This is a genomic window from Actinoplanes derwentensis, from assembly GCF_900104725.1.
In the GTDB taxonomy this organism is placed as follows: Bacteria; Actinomycetota; Actinomycetes; order Mycobacteriales; family Micromonosporaceae; genus Actinoplanes; species Actinoplanes derwentensis.
Genome location: NZ_LT629758.1, coordinates 8,940,159 through 8,958,891 on the forward strand (window position 1 = coordinate 8,940,159; position 18,733 = coordinate 8,958,891).

At 70.3% G+C, this 18,733-nt stretch carries 19 protein-coding genes; 16 read left to right on the top strand and 3 right to left on the bottom strand.

The window, feature by feature from the left end; translation table 11 throughout:
- The first annotated feature begins 6 nt into the window (after window positions 1-6).
- From BLU81_RS40000 to map, 7 genes are all read left to right on the top strand, one after another.
- Complete coding sequence (locus BLU81_RS40000) at window positions 7-1,353, top strand: glutamine synthetase family protein (RefSeq protein ID WP_092553644.1); 1,347 nt, start codon at window positions 7-9, stop codon at window positions 1,351-1,353.
- Window positions 1,354-1,369: 16 nt separating this feature from the next.
- A complete protein-coding gene (locus tag BLU81_RS40005) occupies window positions 1,370-2,731 on the top strand; it encodes an aldehyde dehydrogenase family protein (RefSeq protein WP_092558308.1) in 1,362 nt (453 codons plus the stop codon).
- Entirely contained in the window at window positions 2,732-3,496 is a 765-nt protein-coding gene (locus tag BLU81_RS40010; RefSeq protein WP_092553646.1) for a 3-oxoacyl-ACP reductase, read from the top strand.
- Between the two features lie 169 nt (window positions 3,497-3,665).
- Entirely contained in the window at window positions 3,666-4,358 is a 693-nt protein-coding gene (locus tag BLU81_RS40015; RefSeq protein ID WP_092553649.1) for a gamma-glutamyl-gamma-aminobutyrate hydrolase family protein, read from the top strand.
- A complete protein-coding gene (locus tag BLU81_RS40020) occupies window positions 4,355-5,095 on the top strand; it encodes a gamma-glutamyl-gamma-aminobutyrate hydrolase family protein (protein WP_092553651.1) in 741 nt (246 codons plus the stop codon). The genes BLU81_RS40015 and BLU81_RS40020 overlap by 4 nt, the downstream gene beginning before the upstream one ends.
- Before the next feature lie 65 nt (window positions 5,096-5,160).
- Window positions 5,161-5,610, top strand: a complete 450-nt coding sequence (locus tag BLU81_RS40025; protein ID WP_231953735.1) for an ATP-binding protein — start codon at window positions 5,161-5,163, stop codon at window positions 5,608-5,610.
- Window positions 5,611-5,641: 31 nt separating this feature from the next.
- A complete protein-coding gene (gene map, locus BLU81_RS40030) occupies window positions 5,642-6,499 on the top strand; it encodes a type I methionyl aminopeptidase (RefSeq protein WP_092553657.1) in 858 nt (285 codons plus the stop codon).
- Between the two features lie 5 nt (window positions 6,500-6,504).
- Here map and BLU81_RS40035 read toward each other — a convergent pair whose 3' ends face one another.
- The 3 genes from BLU81_RS40035 to BLU81_RS40045 are packed head-to-tail and all read right to left on the bottom strand — an operon-like array spanning window position 6,505 to window position 8,155.
- Complete coding sequence (locus BLU81_RS40035) at window positions 6,505-7,212, bottom strand: nucleotidyltransferase domain-containing protein (protein WP_092558310.1); 708 nt, start codon at window positions 7,210-7,212, stop codon at window positions 6,505-6,507.
- A gap of 40 nt (window positions 7,213-7,252) precedes the next feature.
- A complete protein-coding gene (locus BLU81_RS40040) occupies window positions 7,253-7,681 on the bottom strand; it encodes a ferritin-like domain-containing protein (RefSeq protein ID WP_092553661.1) in 429 nt (142 codons plus the stop codon).
- Between the two features lie 18 nt (window positions 7,682-7,699).
- Window positions 7,700-8,155, bottom strand: coding sequence for a hypothetical protein (locus tag BLU81_RS40045; RefSeq protein WP_307833797.1), 456 nt, complete (start codon window positions 8,153-8,155; stop codon window positions 7,700-7,702).
- Between the two features lie 161 nt (window positions 8,156-8,316).
- On the opposite strand from BLU81_RS40045, the gene rimP reads away from it, so the two are divergent.
- The 9 genes from rimP to BLU81_RS40090 all read left to right on the top strand — a co-directional run bounded on the left by rimP (window position 8,317) and on the right by BLU81_RS40090 (window position 18,416).
- Complete coding sequence (gene rimP / locus BLU81_RS40050; protein ID WP_092553665.1) at window positions 8,317-8,949, top strand: ribosome maturation factor RimP; 633 nt, start codon at window positions 8,317-8,319, stop codon at window positions 8,947-8,949.
- On the top strand, window positions 8,946-9,962 hold the full coding sequence (gene nusA, locus BLU81_RS40055) for a transcription termination factor NusA (RefSeq protein WP_092553668.1): 1,017 nt from the start codon (window positions 8,946-8,948) through the stop codon (window positions 9,960-9,962). Before rimP ends, nusA begins: the two co-directional genes overlap by 4 nt.
- Window positions 9,940-10,326 carry a YlxR family protein gene (locus tag BLU81_RS40060; RefSeq protein ID WP_092553671.1) on the top strand — a complete coding sequence of 129 codons (387 nt, stop codon included), beginning with the start codon at window positions 9,940-9,942 and terminating at the stop codon, window positions 10,324-10,326. The genes nusA and BLU81_RS40060 overlap by 23 nt, the downstream gene beginning before the upstream one ends.
- Before the next feature lie 108 nt (window positions 10,327-10,434).
- Window positions 10,435-13,533 carry a translation initiation factor IF-2 gene (gene infB, locus BLU81_RS40065; RefSeq protein ID WP_092553674.1) on the top strand — a complete coding sequence of 1,033 codons (3,099 nt, stop codon included), beginning with the start codon at window positions 10,435-10,437 and terminating at the stop codon, window positions 13,531-13,533.
- Window positions 13,534-13,704: 171 nt separating this feature from the next.
- On the top strand, window positions 13,705-14,730 hold the full coding sequence (locus BLU81_RS40070; protein ID WP_092553677.1) for a TRM11 family SAM-dependent methyltransferase: 1,026 nt from the start codon (window positions 13,705-13,707) through the stop codon (window positions 14,728-14,730).
- Window positions 14,731-14,763: 33 nt separating this feature from the next.
- Window positions 14,764-15,057, top strand: a complete 294-nt coding sequence (locus BLU81_RS40075; RefSeq protein ID WP_092553680.1) for a DUF503 domain-containing protein — start codon at window positions 14,764-14,766, stop codon at window positions 15,055-15,057.
- 75 nt (window positions 15,058-15,132) lie between these two features.
- Entirely contained in the window at window positions 15,133-15,612 is a 480-nt protein-coding gene (gene rbfA, locus BLU81_RS40080; RefSeq protein ID WP_092553683.1) for a 30S ribosome-binding factor RbfA, read from the top strand.
- The gene (locus BLU81_RS40085; protein ID WP_092553686.1) at window positions 15,609-16,622 is read left to right on the top strand and encodes a DHH family phosphoesterase; all 1,014 of its coding nucleotides are present in this window, start codon (window positions 15,609-15,611) and stop codon (window positions 16,620-16,622) included. Before rbfA ends, BLU81_RS40085 begins: the two co-directional genes overlap by 4 nt.
- A gap of 459 nt (window positions 16,623-17,081) precedes the next feature.
- The gene (locus BLU81_RS40090; protein ID WP_092553689.1) at window positions 17,082-18,416 is read left to right on the top strand and encodes an MATE family efflux transporter; all 1,335 of its coding nucleotides are present in this window, start codon (window positions 17,082-17,084) and stop codon (window positions 18,414-18,416) included.
- The last annotated feature ends 317 nt before the right edge of the window (window positions 18,417-18,733 follow it).

Here is an 18,733-nt window from a genome sequence, read left to right on the forward strand (position 1 = left end):
GAACACATGGATCTCGAGGAACTCGACGTCTCCGTCGCCAACGGCAGCATCGACACGGTGCTGCTGGCCCTGACCGACATGCAGGGCCGCCTGCAGGGCAAACGCCTGCACGGGCGGTTCTTCCTGGACGAGGTGGTGTCGGGCGGCAGCGAGGGGTGCAACTACCTGCTCGCCGTCGACGTCGACATGAACACCGTCGACGGTTACGAGATGTCCTCCTGGTCCACCGGCTACGGCGACTTCGTGATGCAGCCCGACTTCAGCACGCTGCGCCGGGTCCCGTGGCAGCCCGGCACCGCGATCGTCCTCGCCGACCTGCTCGACACCGCCGGGCAGCCGGTGCTCGCGTCACCCCGGCAGATCCTGCGCCGCCAGCTCGACCGGCTGGCGGCGCACGGACTGACCGCGTTCGCCGGGACCGAGCTGGAGTTCGTCCTCTACAAGGACAGCTACGAGGAGGCGTTCACTCGCGGTTATCGCGATCTGACGCCCGCCAATCAGTACAACGTGGACTATTCGCTGCTCGGCACTGCCCGGGTGGAGCCGCTGCTGCGCCGGATCCGCAACGAGATGTACGGGGCCGGGCTGATCCCGGAAAGTGCCAAAGGCGAGTGCAACCTCGGCCAGCACGAGATCGCCTTCCGGTACGCCGACGCTCTGACCAGCGCCGACAACCACGTGATCTACAAGAACGGGGCCAAGGAGATCGCCGCCCAGGAGGGCATGGCGCTCACCTTCATGGCCAAGCCCAACGAGCGGGAGGGTAACTCCTGCCACATCCACTTCTCGCTGCGCGGCGAGGACGGCAGATCCGCGATGCTCGGTGACGGTCCGGCCCACCTGAGCGTGACCGGGCAGCGGGTGCTGGCCGGGCTGCTCGCCACCATGCGCGAGTTCAGCCTGCTCTTCGCGCCGAACATCAACTCGTACAAGCGCTATCAGCCCGGCTCGTTCGCGCCGACCGCACTGCGCTGGGGTGTCGACAACCGCACCTGCGCGCTGCGGATCGCCGGGCACGGGCAGGGCATGCGGGTGGAGAACCGGGTACCGGGCGGGGACGTCAACCCGTACCTGGCGATCGCCGCCCTGATCGCCGGAGCCCTGCACGGGATCGAGAACGAGCTGACGCTGGAGGACGAGTTCGCCGGCAACGCCTACCAGGACGAGAGCGCCGAGCGGGTGCCCGGGACGCTGCGCGCGGCGACCGAACTCTGGGCGGGCAGTGCGGTGGCGGAAACGGCGTTCGGTGCGGATGTGGTGTCTCACTACGCCAACATGGGACGGGTGGAACTGGCGGCCTACGACGCCGCGGTCACCGACTGGGAGTTGCGCCGTGGCTTCGAGCGCCTCTGAGTGTGAGGATCTCAGCGTGGCGACAACAGAGGTGATCGACCCGTCGACGGGTGAGGTCTTCACGACCGTACCCTCGCTGGGGCTGGAAGAGACCGACGCGGCGATCGACCGTGCGGCGAAGGCCTTCGGTGAGTGGCGGCGGGTGTCGCCCGGAGACCGGGCGCGGTTGTTGCGCCGCTTCGCGGCGGTCGTCGAGGAGAACATCGAAGACCTGGCCCGACTGGAGGTACGCAACGCCGGTCACACCATCGGCAACGCCCGGTGGGAGGCCGGCAACGTCCGGGACGTGCTGAACTACTACGCGGGCGCGCCGGAGCGGCTGTCCGGGCGGCAGATCCCGGTGGCCGGTGGTGTCGACGTGACGTTCCACGAGCCGCTCGGCGTGGTCGGCATCATCGTGCCGTGGAACTTCCCGATGCCGATCGCCGGCTGGGGGTTCGTGCCGGCTCTGGCCGCCGGCAACACGGTGGTGCTGAAACCGGCCGAGCTGACGCCGCTGACCGCGATCCGGCTCGGCGAGCTGGCCCTGGAGGCGGGGCTGCCGGAGAACGTGTTCCAGGTGCTGCCGGGCAAGGGCTCGGTGGTGGGGCAGCGGTTCGTCACCCATCCGGCGGTGCGCAAGGTCTGTTTCACCGGGTCCACCGAGGTCGGCAAGTCGATCATGGCGGGCTGTGCCGACCAGGTGAAACGGGTGACGCTGGAGCTGGGTGGCAAGAGCGCCAACGTGATCTTCGCGGACGCTTCACTCGAGGCGGCCGCGGCTGCCGCGCCTTCTGCCGTCTTCGACAACGCGGGTCAGGACTGCTGCGCGCGGTCCCGGATCCTGGTCGAGGCCTCGGTGTACGACGAGTTCCTGGAGAAGTTCGAGGCCGCCGTACGGAAATTTCGGGTGTTGGACCCTTCTGATGATCTGTCGGAGATGGGGCCACTGATCTCCGCGGGGCAGCGGGCGAGTGTGACGTCCTACCTGGACGGCGCTGATGTGGCCTTCCAGGGCTCTGTGCCGGACGGGAACGGCTGGTGGTTCCCGCCGACCGTGCTGCTGGCGTCATCGAGGACCGACCGGCACTGGCGTGAGGAGATCTTCGGGCCGGTGGTGAGCGTGCTGCCGTTCCGGGACGAGGCCGAGGCGATCGAGCTGGCCAACGACACCGAGTACGGGCTGTCCGGCTCGCTCTGGACCCGGGACGTGGGCCGTGCGCTGCGCGTCTCGCGGGCTCTGGAGACCGGCGCGCTGAGTGTCAACAGCAACTCCTCGGTGCGCTACTGGACCCCCTTCGGTGGCATGAAACAGTCCGGTCTGGGTCGCGAGCTGGGACCGGACGCCTTGTTGTCCTTCACCGACGTGAAGAACGTGTTTATCTCAACGGGAGACTGAGTGGAACGCTTGCAGGGCCGGGTCGCCGTCATCACCGGCGCGGGCAGTGGAATCGGCTTGGCCACCGCGCGACGGTTCGCCGCCGAAGGGGCTTTCGTCGTCGCCGTCGACATCTCCGAGAAGGCGGGCAAGGCGATCGCCGAGGAGGTCGGCGGCGAGTTCGTGGCCTGTGACGTCAGCGAGGAGGAGCAGGTCAAGGCCCTCTTCGACGGCGTCGCCGAGCGGCACGGCCGGGTCGACATCGCCTTCAACAACGCCGGCATCTCGCCGCCCGACGACGATTCGATCCTGGTCACCGGCATCGACGCGTGGGAGCGGGTCCTCAAGGTCAACACGACGTCGGTCTTCTTCTGCTGCAAGTACGCGATCCCGCACATGCAGCGGCAGGGCAAGGGCTCGATCATCAACACCGCGTCGTTCGTGGCCCTGCTCGGGGCGGCCACGTCGCAGATCGCTTACACCGCCAGCAAGGGCGGGGTCCTGGCGATGACCCGGGAGCTGGGCGTCCAGTTCGCCCGGGAGGGCATCCGGATCAACGCGCTCTGCCCCGGCCCGGTGGCCACCCCGCTGCTGATGGAACTCTTCGCCAACGACCCGGAGCGAGCCGCCCGCCGGCTGGTGCACGTGCCGATGGGCCGGTTCGCCGAACCGGAGGAGATCGCCGCCGCGGTGGCCTTCCTGGCGAGTGACGACGCGTCGTTCATGACGGCTTCGCAGTTCGTCGTCGACGGCGGCATCACCGGAGCGTACGTAACTCCGCTGTGAGGTTTGCCAACCCGCTACGGTGGGGAAACAGCCCTATACACCCAGCTCAGCCAGGTGTGAAGGGTCGAATCCCCGCCCGCGCGGTCCAGCTCCCGTGTAGGTGGGACAGATGGGCCCGTGACGCGGCGCCGGTTCTCCGGCGCCGCGCGCCTGTGACTACGGTGGTGCGATGCGTCCGATCATCGGCATAACTTCCTACGTGCTTCCCGCGAGTTGGGGAGTGTGGGTCGATCTCCCGACCGCGCTGGTTCCGCACGACTACGCCGAGGCGGTTCGTCTCGCCGGAGGCCGTGCCGTGCTGCTGCCGCCGGACGACCTCGACGCCGACGTGCTGGACCGCCTCGACGGCCTGGTGCTGGCCGGGGGCCCGGACCTGGTGCCCGCGCACTACGGGCAGCAGACCGGGCCGCACACCGTCACCCATCCCGAGCGGGACACCGCCGAGCTGCTCCTGCTGCGTGCCGCCCTGGACCGTGACCTGCCGCTGCTCGGCGTCTGCCGGGGCATGCAACTGCTCGCGGTGGCCGCCGGTGGCACCCTGCACCAGCACCTGCCCGACCTGCTCGGGCACGAGAAACACCGTCCGGCACCGGGTGTCTACGGCTCCCAGTCCGCCGGGTTCGCGCCCGGCAGCCGGATCGCCGCCCTGATGGGCGACGACACGACCATCAACTGTTTCCACCACCAGGGTGTCTCCGACCCCGGTTCGCTCACCGTCACCGGATGGGCCGACGACGGCCTGCCCGAGGCGGTCGAGGACCCGGCGCGGCGGTTTGTGCTCGGGGTGCAGTGGCATCCGGAGGTGGGCCGCGACCGACGGCTCTTCGGGGCCCTGGTGGCGGCGTCCGAGGAGAACCGTTGACCAAGACCAGACCCCTGATCGGCCTGACCGCCTACGCCGAGCAGGTGCGCCACGGCCGGAACGACCTGATGGCCGGAATGCTCCCGATGTCCTACGTGAAGGCAGTGCACGCCGTCGGCGGCCGGGCAGTCCTGATCACGCCCGACGACCCCGGCACCGACGTGCTCGACGCCCTCGACGGCATCGTCTTCTGCGGCGGCGGCGACATCGACCCGGCGCACTGGGGTGCCCCGCAGCACCCGGCCACCGAGGTCGACGGCCCGCGGGACGCCTCCGAACTGATGCTGATGCGCGCCGCCCTGGCCGCCGGCCTGCCGACCCTCGGTGTCTGCCGGGGCCTGCAGATGATGGCCGTCGCCACCGGCGGCACGCTGCACCAGCACCTGCCGGACCTGATCGGGCACGACCGGCACCGGGCCGCGTCCGGCACCGACCCGCTCGCCGCCGGGGCCTCCGACTACGGCCGGCACGACGTGGTTCTCGAAGAGGGTTCGATGGCGCACCGGATCCTCGGCCGGACCCTGACCGTCAACTCCTTCCACCACCAGGCGATCGCCGATCCGGGCGAGTTCGTGCCGGTCGGCTGGTGCCCGGACGACCGGGTGATCGAGGTCGTCGAGCATCCTGGGCTGGCCTTCGCCCTGGGCGTGCAGTGGCATCCGGAGCGCACCTCCGACCTGCGGGCGTTCGCGGCGCTGGTGGAGGCGTCGGTGCGGGCCCGGTCGGTCGCCGCCTGACGAGCGCTCCCGCCGGTCCGGTGTTAAGTTTCTTTTCCGCGGATCAGGGGGAGGCGGCTGATGGGGTGGCTGCGCAACGCCTCGTCCTCTGCGGACGGGCCGGCGACATGGCCCGGGTCGCGCTGGAGGTGACCGAGCCCCGTGAGTTCGAGTTGCGGCTGCCGTCCGAAGCCGGCCGGCTGATCGTGCTGCGGCGGCGCCTGGAGGACTTCCTGTCCGCCCATCAGGTGCCCGACGACGACGCCTTCGACCTGGTGATGGCGGTCTCCGAGGCGGCGGCGAACGCCGTCGAGCATCCGGTCGACCCGGCCGAGCCGTGGATCACCGTGACGGCCTCGTTCCAGCCGGAGGCGGTGCTGGTGACGGTCCGCGACACCGGTGGCTGGCGCCCGTCCGGCGACGCCGGTTTCCGCGGCCGTGGCCTGGCCCTGATCGGCGCGCTCACCGAGCTCTCGGTGCATCGCTCCGCGGAGGGCACCGAGGTGGTGCTGCGCCGGCCGCTCAGCCGGTCCTGACCCGGCGAACGCGACGGTTACGCTGTCGGGCATGACCGTTCGTGCCCCACTCGTGCCGGGAAAACAGTCGCGTGAGCGGTCGGTCCCGGCGCAGATCACCCGCCCTGAGTACGTCGGCAAGAAACGCCCGCAGGAGTGGCGCGGCTCGCACGTGCAGACCGCCGAGACGATCGAGAAGATGCGGATCGCCGGCCGGATCGCCGCGCAGGCCACCCAGCTCGCCGGTGAGCACTGTGAACCCGGGGTGACTACCGACGAGATCGACCGGGTGGTGCACGAGTTCCTGCTCGACCACCGGGCCTATCCGTCGACACTCGGTTACAAGGGTTTCCCCAAATCCTGCTGCACCTCCCTGAACGAGGTGATCTGTCACGGCATCCCGGACTCCACCGTGCTTGCCGACGGCGACATCATCAACGTCGACGTCACGGCGTACCTGAACGGGGTGCACGGCGACACCGACGCCACGTTCTGTGTGGGTGAGGTGAGCGAAGAAGCCCGGCTGCTGGTCGAGCGGACCCACACAGCGATGATGCGGGGCATCCGCGCGGTCGCCCCGGGCCGTCCGATCAACGCGATCGGCCGGGTCATCGAGGCGTACGCGAAGCGGTTCGGTTACGGCGTGGTCCGTGACTTCACCGGGCACGGCATCGGCGAGGCCTTCCACTCCGGGCTGTACGTGCCGCACTACGACAAGCCCGAGCTCACCACCGTGATGGAACCGGGCATGACGTTCACCATCGAGCCGATGATCTGCCTGGGCACCTACGAGTACGAGGTGTGGAAGGACGGCTGGACGGTCGTCACCAAGGACCGGAAGTGGACCGCCCAGTTCGAGCACACCCTGGTGGTCACCGAGGACGGTTACGAGATCCTCACACTGCCCTGACCCGGTCAGTCGAAGAGCGCGCCGAGGCGGCCGTCCACCGGGCGGCCGCGTGCGGTCAGCTCCTCAGCCTGATAGTTCAGGATCGCGCCCAGCTCCTGTGTGCCGGCCGTGGCCACCCCGGCGTGCTTGACCGCGTCCGCGGTGTTGCGGAAGTAGGTGCGGGTCAGGAAACCGGTGACCATCGCCGCGTACAACCGGGCCTCGGCCATCATCATCGTGGCGGCGTCGGTGTCGCACCGCTGGGCGTGCCGCACCGCCCGGGAGTGCGCGCCACTGGCGACCGCCCAGCTGGACCGGGCCTGTCCGGTGAACTCCATCGGCCGGGCCTCGGTCAGCAGCGTCAGATGGGCCTCCCGCCGGTCCTTGAACCAGCTCTGCAGGTCCAGCAGCGGGAACGTGGTGATGAACGCGTCCGCCTGCAGCGGCCAGAGCGGGGCCAGCAGCCGGGCCTCACCCAGTCCCTGTTCCGCGGTGATCACCCGTAGGTCGACCGGGATGCCGTCGACCATGCGCCGGGCGGGTTTCGGCCCGGTCCGCGGACGCGACGTCACCACCAGCAGGTTGACGTCGCTGCTGTCGCTGTCGTCCCCGTGGGCCATCGACCCGAACAGGCCGATCGCCTGGACCTCGGCTCGCCACCGGTCCAGCACGGCCTCGCGCAGCCGGATCGCCAGCGCCCCACGGGGCGAGGTGGCGTCGAGGTCGTCGATCACACAGTCATTGTCGGCCATCCACCCGGTGCGCCGGGGCCGATCATGGGACCGGACGGCCCGGAAAAGCCATTGTCAACGGAGTCACCTCGGCCAGCCGCCGCCACCGGGTCGCCCGAACCGCGGAATCGGTCAGATGCGACAGCGCGTCGGCCCGCTCGGCGTCCTCGGTGACCGGCAGCAGCACCCGCCACGCCTGGGCCACCCCGTCCTCCACGTGCACGGCCAGCTTCAGCGCGCCCTCCCGGTCGGTGACCTCGAACGGCAGCTCGTACGCCGCCGGGGCCGGTGGTGAGCTGGCCCGCAACTCGTCCAGCCTCGTGACCAGGATGTCCCGCCGGGACCGGTGCTCCTGCTCGGCGGCGCGGGCCCGGGACACCTCGTCGTCGCCGGACAGGCGGACGCCGATCACGCCGTACGCATAGATGGCCGCCTCCTCGGCGGCGAGGGCGGCGGCGAGTTGTTCGGTCACGCCCGAAACCCTAACGGGTCAGCGCAGCGCCTCGGCGTGCGTGGCCCGGCAGGCGGCGATCGAACCGACCAGCGCGGCCCGTTCCCGTGGCGCCGCCTTGCACGCGGCGGCGGCGGTCTTCTGCGCGGACTGCTCGGCCTTACGCAGCGTGGCCGTGGTGTCCGTGGCGCCGGCCGGTGCCGAGGCCGAGGGAGCGACCGACGCCACCGCGGCGCCGATCACCTTGGTCAGCTCGGTGGCGTGCGCCCGGTGGTCCTCGGCCAGGGGGGTGAGCCGCGCCGCCAGGTTCGGCGTCGCGAGGATCACCCGGTCGTACGCCCCGGCCAGGGCCAGCGCCTCGTCGAGCAGCGGCTGCAACGCGTCCGGCTGCGGCGCGGGTTCGGGGCCGTCGTCGCCGAGCAGGCCACACCCGGCGAGCGCGGTCGAACCGGCCGCCACCGCCCCCAGGAAGACCCGTCGTGAGTGAATCTGCACCCGGCCAGTCAACACCATTCGGTGCGGCGCTGCTTCGGGCCGTCCGCCGGCGCGTTACGCTCAGCATCAGCCGCGGGGCCGTCGAATGCCCGGCGGCATATAGTCGTTCCCTGCGAGAACACTCGTTCCGCGAATTTTAAGTTGACGAGAGGTCGAGCCCGATGACGCAGCGCGGTCGCGCCGGGGCCCGGCCCGGTGGTCGCCCCGACAGCCGGCGTAACCGGCCGGAGTCCGAGACCCGTGACACCCCGGCCCCACCCCGTGTCGATCTGAGTGCCGCCCGTGCCCGGCTCCGCGAGGTGGTCGAGCCGGTGGTCGCCAAGTCCGGTTATGACCTGGAGGACCTGTCCGTGTCCCGGGCCGGCCGCCGGTTCGTGGTGCGGGTGCTGGTCGACCGGGACGCCGGTGTCGGCCTCGACGACGTGGCGGTGGTCTCCCGGGCGATCTCCGACGCGCTCGACGCCGCCGACGAGTCCGGTGGCGAGTTGCTCGCCGGGGAGTACCAGCTGGAGGTCGGCTCCCCCGGAGTGGACCGGCCGCTGACTGAGCCCCGGCACTGGCGCCGTAACACCGGCCGCCTGGTCGAGGTGAACGGACTGGTCGGCCGAGTGGTCTCGGCCGGCGATACAGGTGTGGCGCTTGACGTGGACGGCACGACCCGTGAGCTGGCCTGGGCCGAGCTCGGGGCGGGCAAGGTCCAGATCGAGTTCAAGCGCTTGGACGATGCCGATTTCGGCGAAGAAGACGAAGACGTCGAAGACGACGATGAGGACGAAGGGGAGGGCGAGGAGTGAACATCGACCTCGCGGCGCTGCGCGCCCTGGAGCGCGAGCGGGAGATCCCGTTCGAGACCATTATCTCGGCAATCGAGACCGCGTTGCTGACCGCTTACCGGCACACCGACGGCGCCGAGAGCCACGCCCGGGTGGAGATCAACCGCAAGAGCGGGGTGGCCTCCGTCCTGGCACAGGAGTTCGACGCGGACGGCACGAAGGTGCGGGAGTGGGACGACACCCCGCACGACTTCGGCCGGATCTCGGCGATGACCGCCAAGCAGGTGATCCTCCAGCGTCTGCGGGAGGCCACTGACGAGCAGCACTTCGGTGAGTACGCGGGGCGCGACGGCGACCTCATCACCGGTGTGGTGCAGGCCGACGCCGCGCGTGCCGAGAAGGGCATCGTGTCCGTCGATCTCGGCAAGATCGAGGGGTCGCTGCCGCAGTCCGAGCAGGTGCCGGGGGAGACGTACCCGCACGGCACCCGGATCCGCTGCATCGTGGTGCACGTGGCCAAGGGTTTCCGTGGTCCGCAGGTCACCCTGTCCCGCTCGCACCCGGCTCTGGTGAAGAAGCTCTTCGCCCTCGAAGTGCCGGAGATCGCCGACGGGACCGTGGAGATCGCCGCGATCGCCCGTGAGGCAGGTCACCGGACGAAGATCGCGGTGAAGTCCACCGTTCAGGGTGTGAACGCCAAGGGCGCCTGCATCGGCCCGATGGGCCAGCGGGTCCGGGCGGTCATGAGCGAACTGCACGGCGAGAAGATCGACATCATCGACTGGTCGGACGACCCGGCCCAGTTCGTCGGTAACGCGCTCTCCCCGGCCAAGGCGCTGCGGGTCGAGGTGGTCGACGCGGCCAGCCGGACGGCCCGGGTCACCGTGCCGGATTTCCAGCTCTCGCTGGCGATCGGCAGGGAGGGGCAGAACGCCCGTCTCGCTGCCCGTCTGACCGGATGGCGCATCGATATCCGTCCGGACAGCGAGCCCGCCGGAGTCTCGGACCGTGATGCGGCCGGGACGGGGAACTGACCGGATACGCGTCCGGCGCGATCGAGGGGTAGACTTGAACTCGGTCGGCCCGACGCGAACCTGCGTCGGATGCCGCAAACGCGAGCCGGCCGCTTCATTGCTGCGGTTCATCGCGGCAGAAACAGAGGGAAACCTCCGGCTTCTGCCTGATCCGGGCCGCCGACTGCCGGGCCGGGGAGCACACTTGCACCCCGATCCGGCCTGCTTCACGCAAGCAGAGCGACGTCGCGCTTTCGGGCGTGCGTTGCGTCTCACTGGTTTTGCTGACCCCGAGCTGCTCGCGGAGCACATCCGCGCGGTCTCCGTGCCGCGTGGAACCACCGATGACGAGGCGTCGGCGCCTCGTCACGACCCAGCAAGGTAGGACGACCCAGATGAGCACACGATGAAGTCCCTGAAATGAACAGGCTTCTAGTGCACGAGTGAGGTCTCTGCGGGTACTGCTCGCACGGACCTCAAAGTGAGGAGTGCAGTGCCAGGCAAGGCCCGCGTACACGAGCTCGCCAAAGAGCTCGGGGTCGACAGCAAGACCGTTCTCGCCACGCTCAAGGACATGGGCGAGTTCGTCAAATCCGCATCGAGCACCGTCGAGGCCCCCGTGGCCCGTCGGCTCCGTGGTGCTCTGGAGCAGGGTGGCGCCATCCCGGCGTCCTCGCCCTCTCCGGCGCCCAGTGCTCCCACCGCAGGTGGATCGAGCGCGTCGTCTCCGTCCCCGCGCCCCGGACCCCCGATGGGGCGGCCTCAGCCGCCGCGCCGGCCGGGCCCGCCGCAGGGTGGAGCACCCAACAACACACCTACCTCTCCGGCGCCGGCGCCCGGACCGGCTTTCTCCGGTCCGAAGCCTCCGGTTCCCGGTCGTCCGGGCCCCCGGCCCGGCCCGATCGCGAAGCCGGCGAGCGCCCACGACATCGAGGTGGCCGCTGCCGAGGCTCGCGCCCAGGCGCTGAAGGCCGAGCAGGAAGCCTCGGTCAAGGCCGTCCGTGAGGCGCAGGCCGCCCGTTCGCGGGATGCCGAGCGCCGTCCGCAGGGCACGACCGAGGCCGGCGCTCCGCGCGGTCCTCGTCCGCCCGGTCCGGGCAGTGTCCCGCCGCGTCCGGGTTCCCCGGCCGCCGGCCGTAACCAGGGTGGCGCCCCCGGTGGCCCCCGTCCCGGTCCTGCTGGTGGCGCTCCGCGTCCGCCGGCCCGTGGCCCGGGTAACAACCCGTTCGGTGTCTCCGGCGGTGGCGCTCCGCGTCCCTCGCCGGCCGGCATGCCGCGCCCGAACCAGCCGGGCATGCCGCCCCGGCCGAGCCCTGCCTCGATGCCGCCGCGGCCCAGTCCCTCTTCCATGCCGTCGCAGCGCCCGGCTCGTCCGGGTGGTCCCGGTGCCGGTGGCGCGGGTCGTCCCGGTGGTCCCGGTGCGGGTCGTGGCGGTCCCGGCGGCGGTGCCGGTGGCGGTGGCTACCGCGGTGGCGGTGCCGGTGCCGGTGGCGGTTTCCGTCCCGGTGGTGGCGGCGGCGCTGGTGGCGGTTTCCGTCCCGGTGGTGGCGGCGGTGCCGGTGGCGGTTTCCGTCCCGGTGGTCCCGGCGCTGGTGGCGGCGGTCCGGTCGGCGGTGCTCCGGGTCGTCCCGGTGGCGGCGGTGGCCGTGGTCGTGGCGGCGGTGCCGCGGGTGCCTTCGGGCGTCCGGGTGGCCGGCCGACCCGTGGCCGGAAGTCGAAGAAGCAGCGGCGTCAAGAGTTCGACAATCTGTCGGCTCCGCAGATGTCGTCCGGTGCCCCCCGGGGTAACGGCCAGGAGATCCGGATGTCCCGTGGGGCGTCCCTCTCCGACTTCGCCGACAAGATCAACGCGAACCCGGGCTCGCTCGTCCAGGAGATGTTCAACCTGGGCGAGATGGTGACCGCCACGCAGTCGGTGTCCGACGACACCCTGCTGCTGCTCGGCGAGCACCTGGGCTTCACCGTCGTGATCGTCAGCCCCGAGGACGAGGATCGCGAGCTGCTCGCGCAGTTCGACATCGACCTCGATGCCGCGGTCGCTGAGGACCGTCTGGTGACTCGTCCGCCGGTCGTGACCGTCATGGGTCACGTCGACCACGGTAAGACGAAGCTGCTCGACGCGATCCGCAAGACCAACGTGGTCGCCGGTGAGGCGGGTGGCATCACCCAGCACATCGGTGCCTACCAGGTCGTCGTCCCCCACCAGGGACAGGACCGGGCGATCACCTTCATCGACACCCCGGGTCACGAGGCGTTCACCGCCATGCGTGCTCGTGGTGCCAAGGTCACCGACATCGTGATCCTGGTGGTCGCGGCCGACGACGGCGTCATGCCGCAGACGGTCGAGGCCCTCAACCACGCCAAGGCGGCCGACGTGCCGATCGTGGTCGCGGTGAACAAGGTCGACAAGCCGGACGCCAACCCGGACAAGGTCCGGCAGCAGCTGACCGACTACGGCCTGCTCGCTGAGGAGTACGGCGGCGAGACGATGTTCGTCAACGTCGCGGCCAAGCCCGGCATCGGCATCGACGAGCTTCTCGAAGCCGTCCTGCTGACCGCCGACGCGGCGCTCGAGCTGACCGCCCCGATCGACGGCCCCGCCCAGGGTGTCGCGGTCGAGGCACACCTGGACAAGGGTCGCGGTGCCGTGGCCACCGTCCTGGTGCAGAAGGGCACGCTGCGGGCCGGCGACTCGATCGTGGCGGGTGGCGCGCACGGTCGTGTCCGCGCCATGCTCGACGAGAACGGCAACCAGATCGCTGAGGCGGGCCCGGCCCGTCCGGTCCTGGTGCTCGGTCTGACCTCGGTTCCCGCCGCGGGCGACACGTTCCTCGCGGCTGAGGACGACCGCACCGTGCGGCAGATCGCCGAGCAGCGGCAGGCTCGCCGTCGTGCGGCGACCTTCGCGAACTCGCGTCGTCCGAAGTCTCTCGACGAGATGATGCGCGACATCAAGGAGGGCGAGAAGGCTTCGCTCACCCTGGTCATCAAGGGCGACGGCTCCGGTTCGGTCGAGGCCCTCGAAGAGTCGCTGTTCAACATCAAGATCCCGGACGAGATCCAGCTCAAGGTCATCCACCGCGGTGTCGGTGCGATCACCGAGAGTGACGTCAACCTGGCGTCGGCCTCGTCCGAGCAGACCGCGACGATCATCGGCTTCAATGTCCGGGCCTCGAACAAGGTCAAGGAGATGGCCGACCGCGCCGGCGTGGAGATCCGCTACTACAGCGTGATCTACCAGGCCATCGAGGAGATCGAGGCGGCGCTCAAGGGCCTGCTCAAGCCGGAGTTCGAAGAGGTCGAGCTGGGCACCGCGGAGATCCGCGAGGTCTTCCGCTCGTCCAAGATCGGTCTCATCGCCGGCTGTATCGTCCGGTCGGGCCTCATCCGCCGCAACACCAAGGCGCGGGTTCTGCGCGATGGTGTCGTGGTGGCCGAGAGCGTCACGATCAGCTCGCTCAAGCGGTTCAAGGACGACGCCACCGAGGTCCGTGAGGGCTTCGAGTGTGGTCTGACGCTGCAGGGTTACGGTTCGCCGCAGCCCGGCGACGTGATCGAGACCTGGGAGATGCGCGAGAAGGTTCGCGCGTAACACCATGCGGTGAGCGGCCCCGGTGCTTCGGCATCGGGGCCGCTTTCTTTTTTCTGGTACGAGTGTCGAAACGGTCCCGCCGGGTCCCCGCGAGACAGGCGGTGGTCCGGACCGTCGCGCGGCCGCCGGGCCGGATCCGGTGGCCGGGGTACGGGCTGGGAGGATGTCGGCATGTCCCGGTATGCCATGCTGCTCGCCCCGTCCGCCAATCGTGTCTACGCCGATCAGGCGTCCCGCATGTCCCAGGCGGAGTTGGCCGCGTTCGGCGCGGTGCTCTCCTCGGGACTCGACGACATCGACGTGGCCGTGATCGGTGGGGTGGAGTACCTGACGTTCTCCGCCGACCTCTCCGAGCGTGACATCGCGTACGTCTCGAACCTCTCCTCGGCCTACGCCCTCTTCGAGCGTGTCGACGATGCCCTGCTGCGCCCGCTGGCGCTCACGCCGCTGGCCCACTACGACAGTGACCTGATCACCATCCCGAAGTACGCGGGCAAGACCAACGAGCAGTTCACCAAGCTGGTGCTGAACCTGACCGTGCTCGCCTCGGCGTCGGCCGACCGGATGCTCGACGGCCACCTCACCGTCCTGGACCCGCTCTGCGGCCGGGGCACCACGCTCAACCAGGCGCTGATGTACGGGTGGGACGGCATCGGTGTGGAGATCGACGGTAAGGACGTGGAGGCGTACAAGCTGTTCCTCCAGACCTGGCTCAAGCGCAAGCGGCTCAAGCACACCGCCGAGCTGGTGCCGGTGCGCCGCCAGGGCCGCCGGGCCGCCCGTCGCCTGGAGGTGACCATGGCCGCCAGCAAGGACGACCACAAGGCCGGAGCGGTGCAGAAGGTGGTGGTGCTGAACGCCGACACCACCGGGCTGGACGGGCTGCTCCGCGGCAACGTGGCCGACGTGCTGGTGGCCGACCTGCCGTACGGCGTGGCGCACGGCAGTTATGACGACGAGGGCGGCATCTCCCGCCGCCCGTTGGACCTGTTGGAGCGGGCCATCTCGCAGTGGCTGCCGCTGCTGCGCCCCGGTGGTGCGATCGGCCTGTCCTGGAACACCAAGGTCGCCAAGCGCGAGCACGCCGAGGACATCCTGTTCGCGGCCGGGCTGGACCTGGTCGAGTACCTGCCGGTCGACCACCGGGTGGACCAGGGCATCGAGCGGGATGTGCTGGTGGCCCGGAAATCCCGGTGACCGGCGGCTCTGCCGGGCGTAATCTGCTCGCTGATGTATACCGAGACCGCAGTCTTCGACCTGCTCCTGCCCGGTGATTCGCAGTCGCTGAAGCAGAAGCGTTCGTATATCCGCCCGATCATCGCGATGCTCAAGAAGTATGACGTCAGCGTCGCCGAGGTCGGTCTGCACGACCTGCACGGCCGGGCCCGCATCGGGGTGGCCGTGGTGGCGGCCGAGCCGTCGCAGGCCCGCGCCGTCGTCGACACCTGCGAGAACCAGATGGCTGGCCGTCCCGAGATCGAGCTGCTCTCGGTCAAGCGACGGCTGTACGGCGACGACGATTGAGCCCTGGGTAGGCTTCAGCAGTTAGAGCGGGGGCAGTTCGAGACCCGCGGGATTCACAGTCCGGAGGTGGGCGATATGTCGGACCCAGCCAAGACGCGGCGGCACGCGGAGCGTATTCGTGAGCTGGTGGCTTCGCTGGTACGGGAGATCAAGGATCCCCGTCTCGGCATGGTGACGATCACGGACGCCCGGATCACCGGTGACCTCCGCGAGGCCACGGTCTTCTACACGGTCCTCGGGGACCCGACCGAGCAGGCCTCGACAGCGGCGGCGCTGGAGAGCGCGAAAGGGATGCTGCGCACCCGGGTCGGGCACGCGCTGAAGCTGCGGCACTCGCCGAGCCTCACGTTCGTGCTGGACAACGTGCAGACCCACGTGAAGGAGATCGACGATCTGCTGACCGAGGCGCGCACCCGGGACCAGGCGGTCCAGAAGATCGCGGTCGGTGCGCAGTACGCGGGCGACGCCGATCCGTACAAGAGCGACGACGACGAAGTCGACGAGGAGACCGGCGACTCGCCGGAGCGGGTCGGTGCCCGCGAGGACCACGGGTGACCCTGCCCGGGCCTACGACTGAGTCATGGGCCGCCGCGGTCGCGGCGGTCCGCTCAGCCGGTGCCGATGACGAGGTCCAGCTCATCTGCCACGTGAACCCGGACGGGGACGCCCTCGGCAGCATGCTCGGCTTCGCGCTCGGGCTGCGGCGGCTGGGCCACACCCGGTTGCGGGCGACGTTCCCCGGCGAGTTCCAGGTCCCCGGCCCGTACGCCGCTCTGCCCGGCTCGGACATGCTGGTGCCGGAGGAGGACGCCTTCGTCTCCCCGCGCCTCGTCCTGATCTTCGACGTGGCGAGCGAGTCGCGGCTCGGCGGACTGGCCGGCCTGCTCACCGGCGCTCCGGCCGCTGTTGTGCTGGACCATCACGCGTCGAACACCGGTTTCGGCGGCGTGCAACTCGTCGACCCGGCCGCGGCGGCGACGTCGGTGGTGGTCGAGGGGCTGCTCAGCCGGCTCGGGGTGCCGCTGGACGCGGAGATCGCGGAGTGTCTCTACGTCGCGCTGGCGACCGACACCGGCTCGTTCAAGTTCGACATGACCACCGTCTCAGTCCATGAGCTGGCCGCGCGTCTGATCGCCACCGGGATCCGGCCGGGCGAGATCTCCCGGCGGATCTTCGACAGCAAGCCGTTCGGGGCGATGAAACTGACCGGCGAGGTGCTCGGGCGGGCGGTTCTGGAACCCGGCGTCGCGGGCGGGCTCGGCATGGTGTGGACCTACGCCACACTCGCCGACCTGGAGCGGCACAGTCAGCCGCCGTACATCCTCGACACCCTGATCGACCCGGTGCGGTCGGTGGCCGAGGCGGACGTCTCGATCGTGGTGAAAGAGGTCGCGCCCGGCGAGTGGTCGGTGTCACTGCGCAGCAAGGGCGCGGTCGACGTGAGCGCGGTAGCCGTGTCCCAGGGTGGCGGCGGTCACCGCCTGGCGGCCGGTTTCACCGGGTACGGTGATCCCGCCCACGTGGTGGACACGGTCCGCCGGCTACTTGACCGGCACCTGATCTGACCGATGTTTCGCCTGTTCGGCGGGGGTTGCCCGGAAGGGTGGCTCCCGTTTTTCCGTCCCGGATCGCGGGATCGGGACCTGCGGGGCGATAACTGAACGATAGTTTGGGGCGGAACGGTGATTTGGTTTCGCGAGGGCTGCCACCGACGCCCACCGCGACACCTCGAGCCGCCCGGGTCCACCGGCCCGGGTCGCGTCATCAGCGCCAGAGGTCCCGGTGATCCCGGGCCGGCCATGTGACGCCCCGCTCGACCGATTCTTGGGCGCACCCGGCGACGTGGTGCGCCCGCACCACCGGAAGGAACTCTCTGATGGCCGCCGAGCCGAAGCCCCAGCCCGCCGACGACGCCGCCGAGCAGGCTCGCCGCGCACTGCAGACCTCGATGGACACGCGCCAGTGAAAGGTAAGTGCCAGGCCGCCTAGCGCTCGTTACCCGCAGGCGGGCATCATGAGTCCCCATGAGCCCGCCTGACGATGCTCGGCGCCACTCGCCGCATCGCACCGCCTCCGCCCGCCGTATCGCCGGCCTGGCCCTGCCCGCGCTGGTGGTCCTGGCCGCCGAGCCGGTCTACGTCCTGGTCGACACCGCGGTCGTCGGCCATCTCGGACCGGTGCCGCTCGCCGCCGTCGCCATCGGCGGAACCGTGATGTCGATGGGTGTGTGGTTCGGCACCCTGATGGCCTACGGCACCACCGGCCGGGCCGCCCGCCACTTCGGTGCCGGCGACCGAGCTGCCGCCGTCGCCGAGGGAGTCCAGGCCTCCTGGCTCGCCCTCGCGTTCGGTGCCCTGCTCGCAATACTCGGCCTGGTCGGTGCGGAACCCCTCGCCGCTCTGATCGCCGGTGACCCGGAAACCGCCGCGGCCGCCGCCGGCTGGCTGCGGATCGCCGTTCTCGGAGCACCCGGCCTGCTGCTCGCCGCCGCCGGCAACGGATGGATGCGCGGCGTGCAGGACACCAGGCGGCCGCTGTGGATCGTGCTCGGCGCCAACGTGCTCTCCGCCGTCCTCTGCCCCGTCCTGGTCTATCCGGCCGGACTCGGCCTCGCAGGCTCGGCCATCGCCAACGTCACCGCGCAGACCCTCGGCGGCCTGCTCTTCCTCGCCGCCCTGATCCGGGAGACCCGGGCGCTTCGGCCGGTCCCGTCGATCATCGTCCGGCAGGTGGTCCTCGGCCGTGACCTGCTCATCCGCGGTGCAGCCTTCCAGGCCTGCTTCCTCTCCGCCACCGCCGTCGCCGCCCGCTTCGGCGTCGCCGCGGTCGGCGCCCACCAGATCGTCCTGCAACTCTGGTTCTTCGCCGCCCTGACCCTCGACGCCGTAGCTATCGCCGCCCAGTCACTGGTCGGAGCCGCCCTCGGCGCCGGCGACACCGACGAGGCCCGCGACGTGGCCCGCAGGGTCACCTTCGCCGGCGGTCTCGCAGCCGTGGCCTTCGCCCTCGCGGCCGCCGCCGGATCGTCGGTCGTCCCCGGCTGGTTCACCCCCGACGAGTCGGTGCACGCCCAGGCCGCGATCATCTGGCCCTACTTCGTGGCGCTGCTCCCGCTGGCCGGCATCGTCTACGCCTTGGACGGCGTCCTCATCGGTGCCGGCGACGTGGCCTTCCTCCGCACCTTGACGGTGCTGTCCGCCCTGCTCGGCTTCCTGCCGGCGATCTGGCTGGCCTACGCCCTGAACCTGGGCCTGGGCGGTATCTGGGCCGGCCTGGCCCTGTTCACCTTCGCCCGTTTCACCGGCCTGCTCTGGCGCTGGCGGTCCCCCCACTGGCTGATAACCGGCACCACCCGCTGACCCCTTCCCCAACGCCGAGCCACAACTGACCACGCGGTCGGCCGCTCCTCGTCGCATGCCGAGTTGCGGTTGGCAGCGGACCGTAGCTCTCCACACGGCCGGTCGCTTCGTGTTGCGTGCCGAGTTGCGCCCATCAGCGAGCCGCAATTCTCCACGCGGTTGGGCGGTCCGGGTTGCGTGACGACGTGTGGTTGGTAGCGAGCCGTAAGACTCCACGCGTCGGCCGGTTTGGCTTTGTGTGGCTACTCGCGGTTTGTATACGCGCCGTAAGTCACCACGCGCCGCGAGCAGGCGAGCGAACGGGCGGGCGGGCGGCA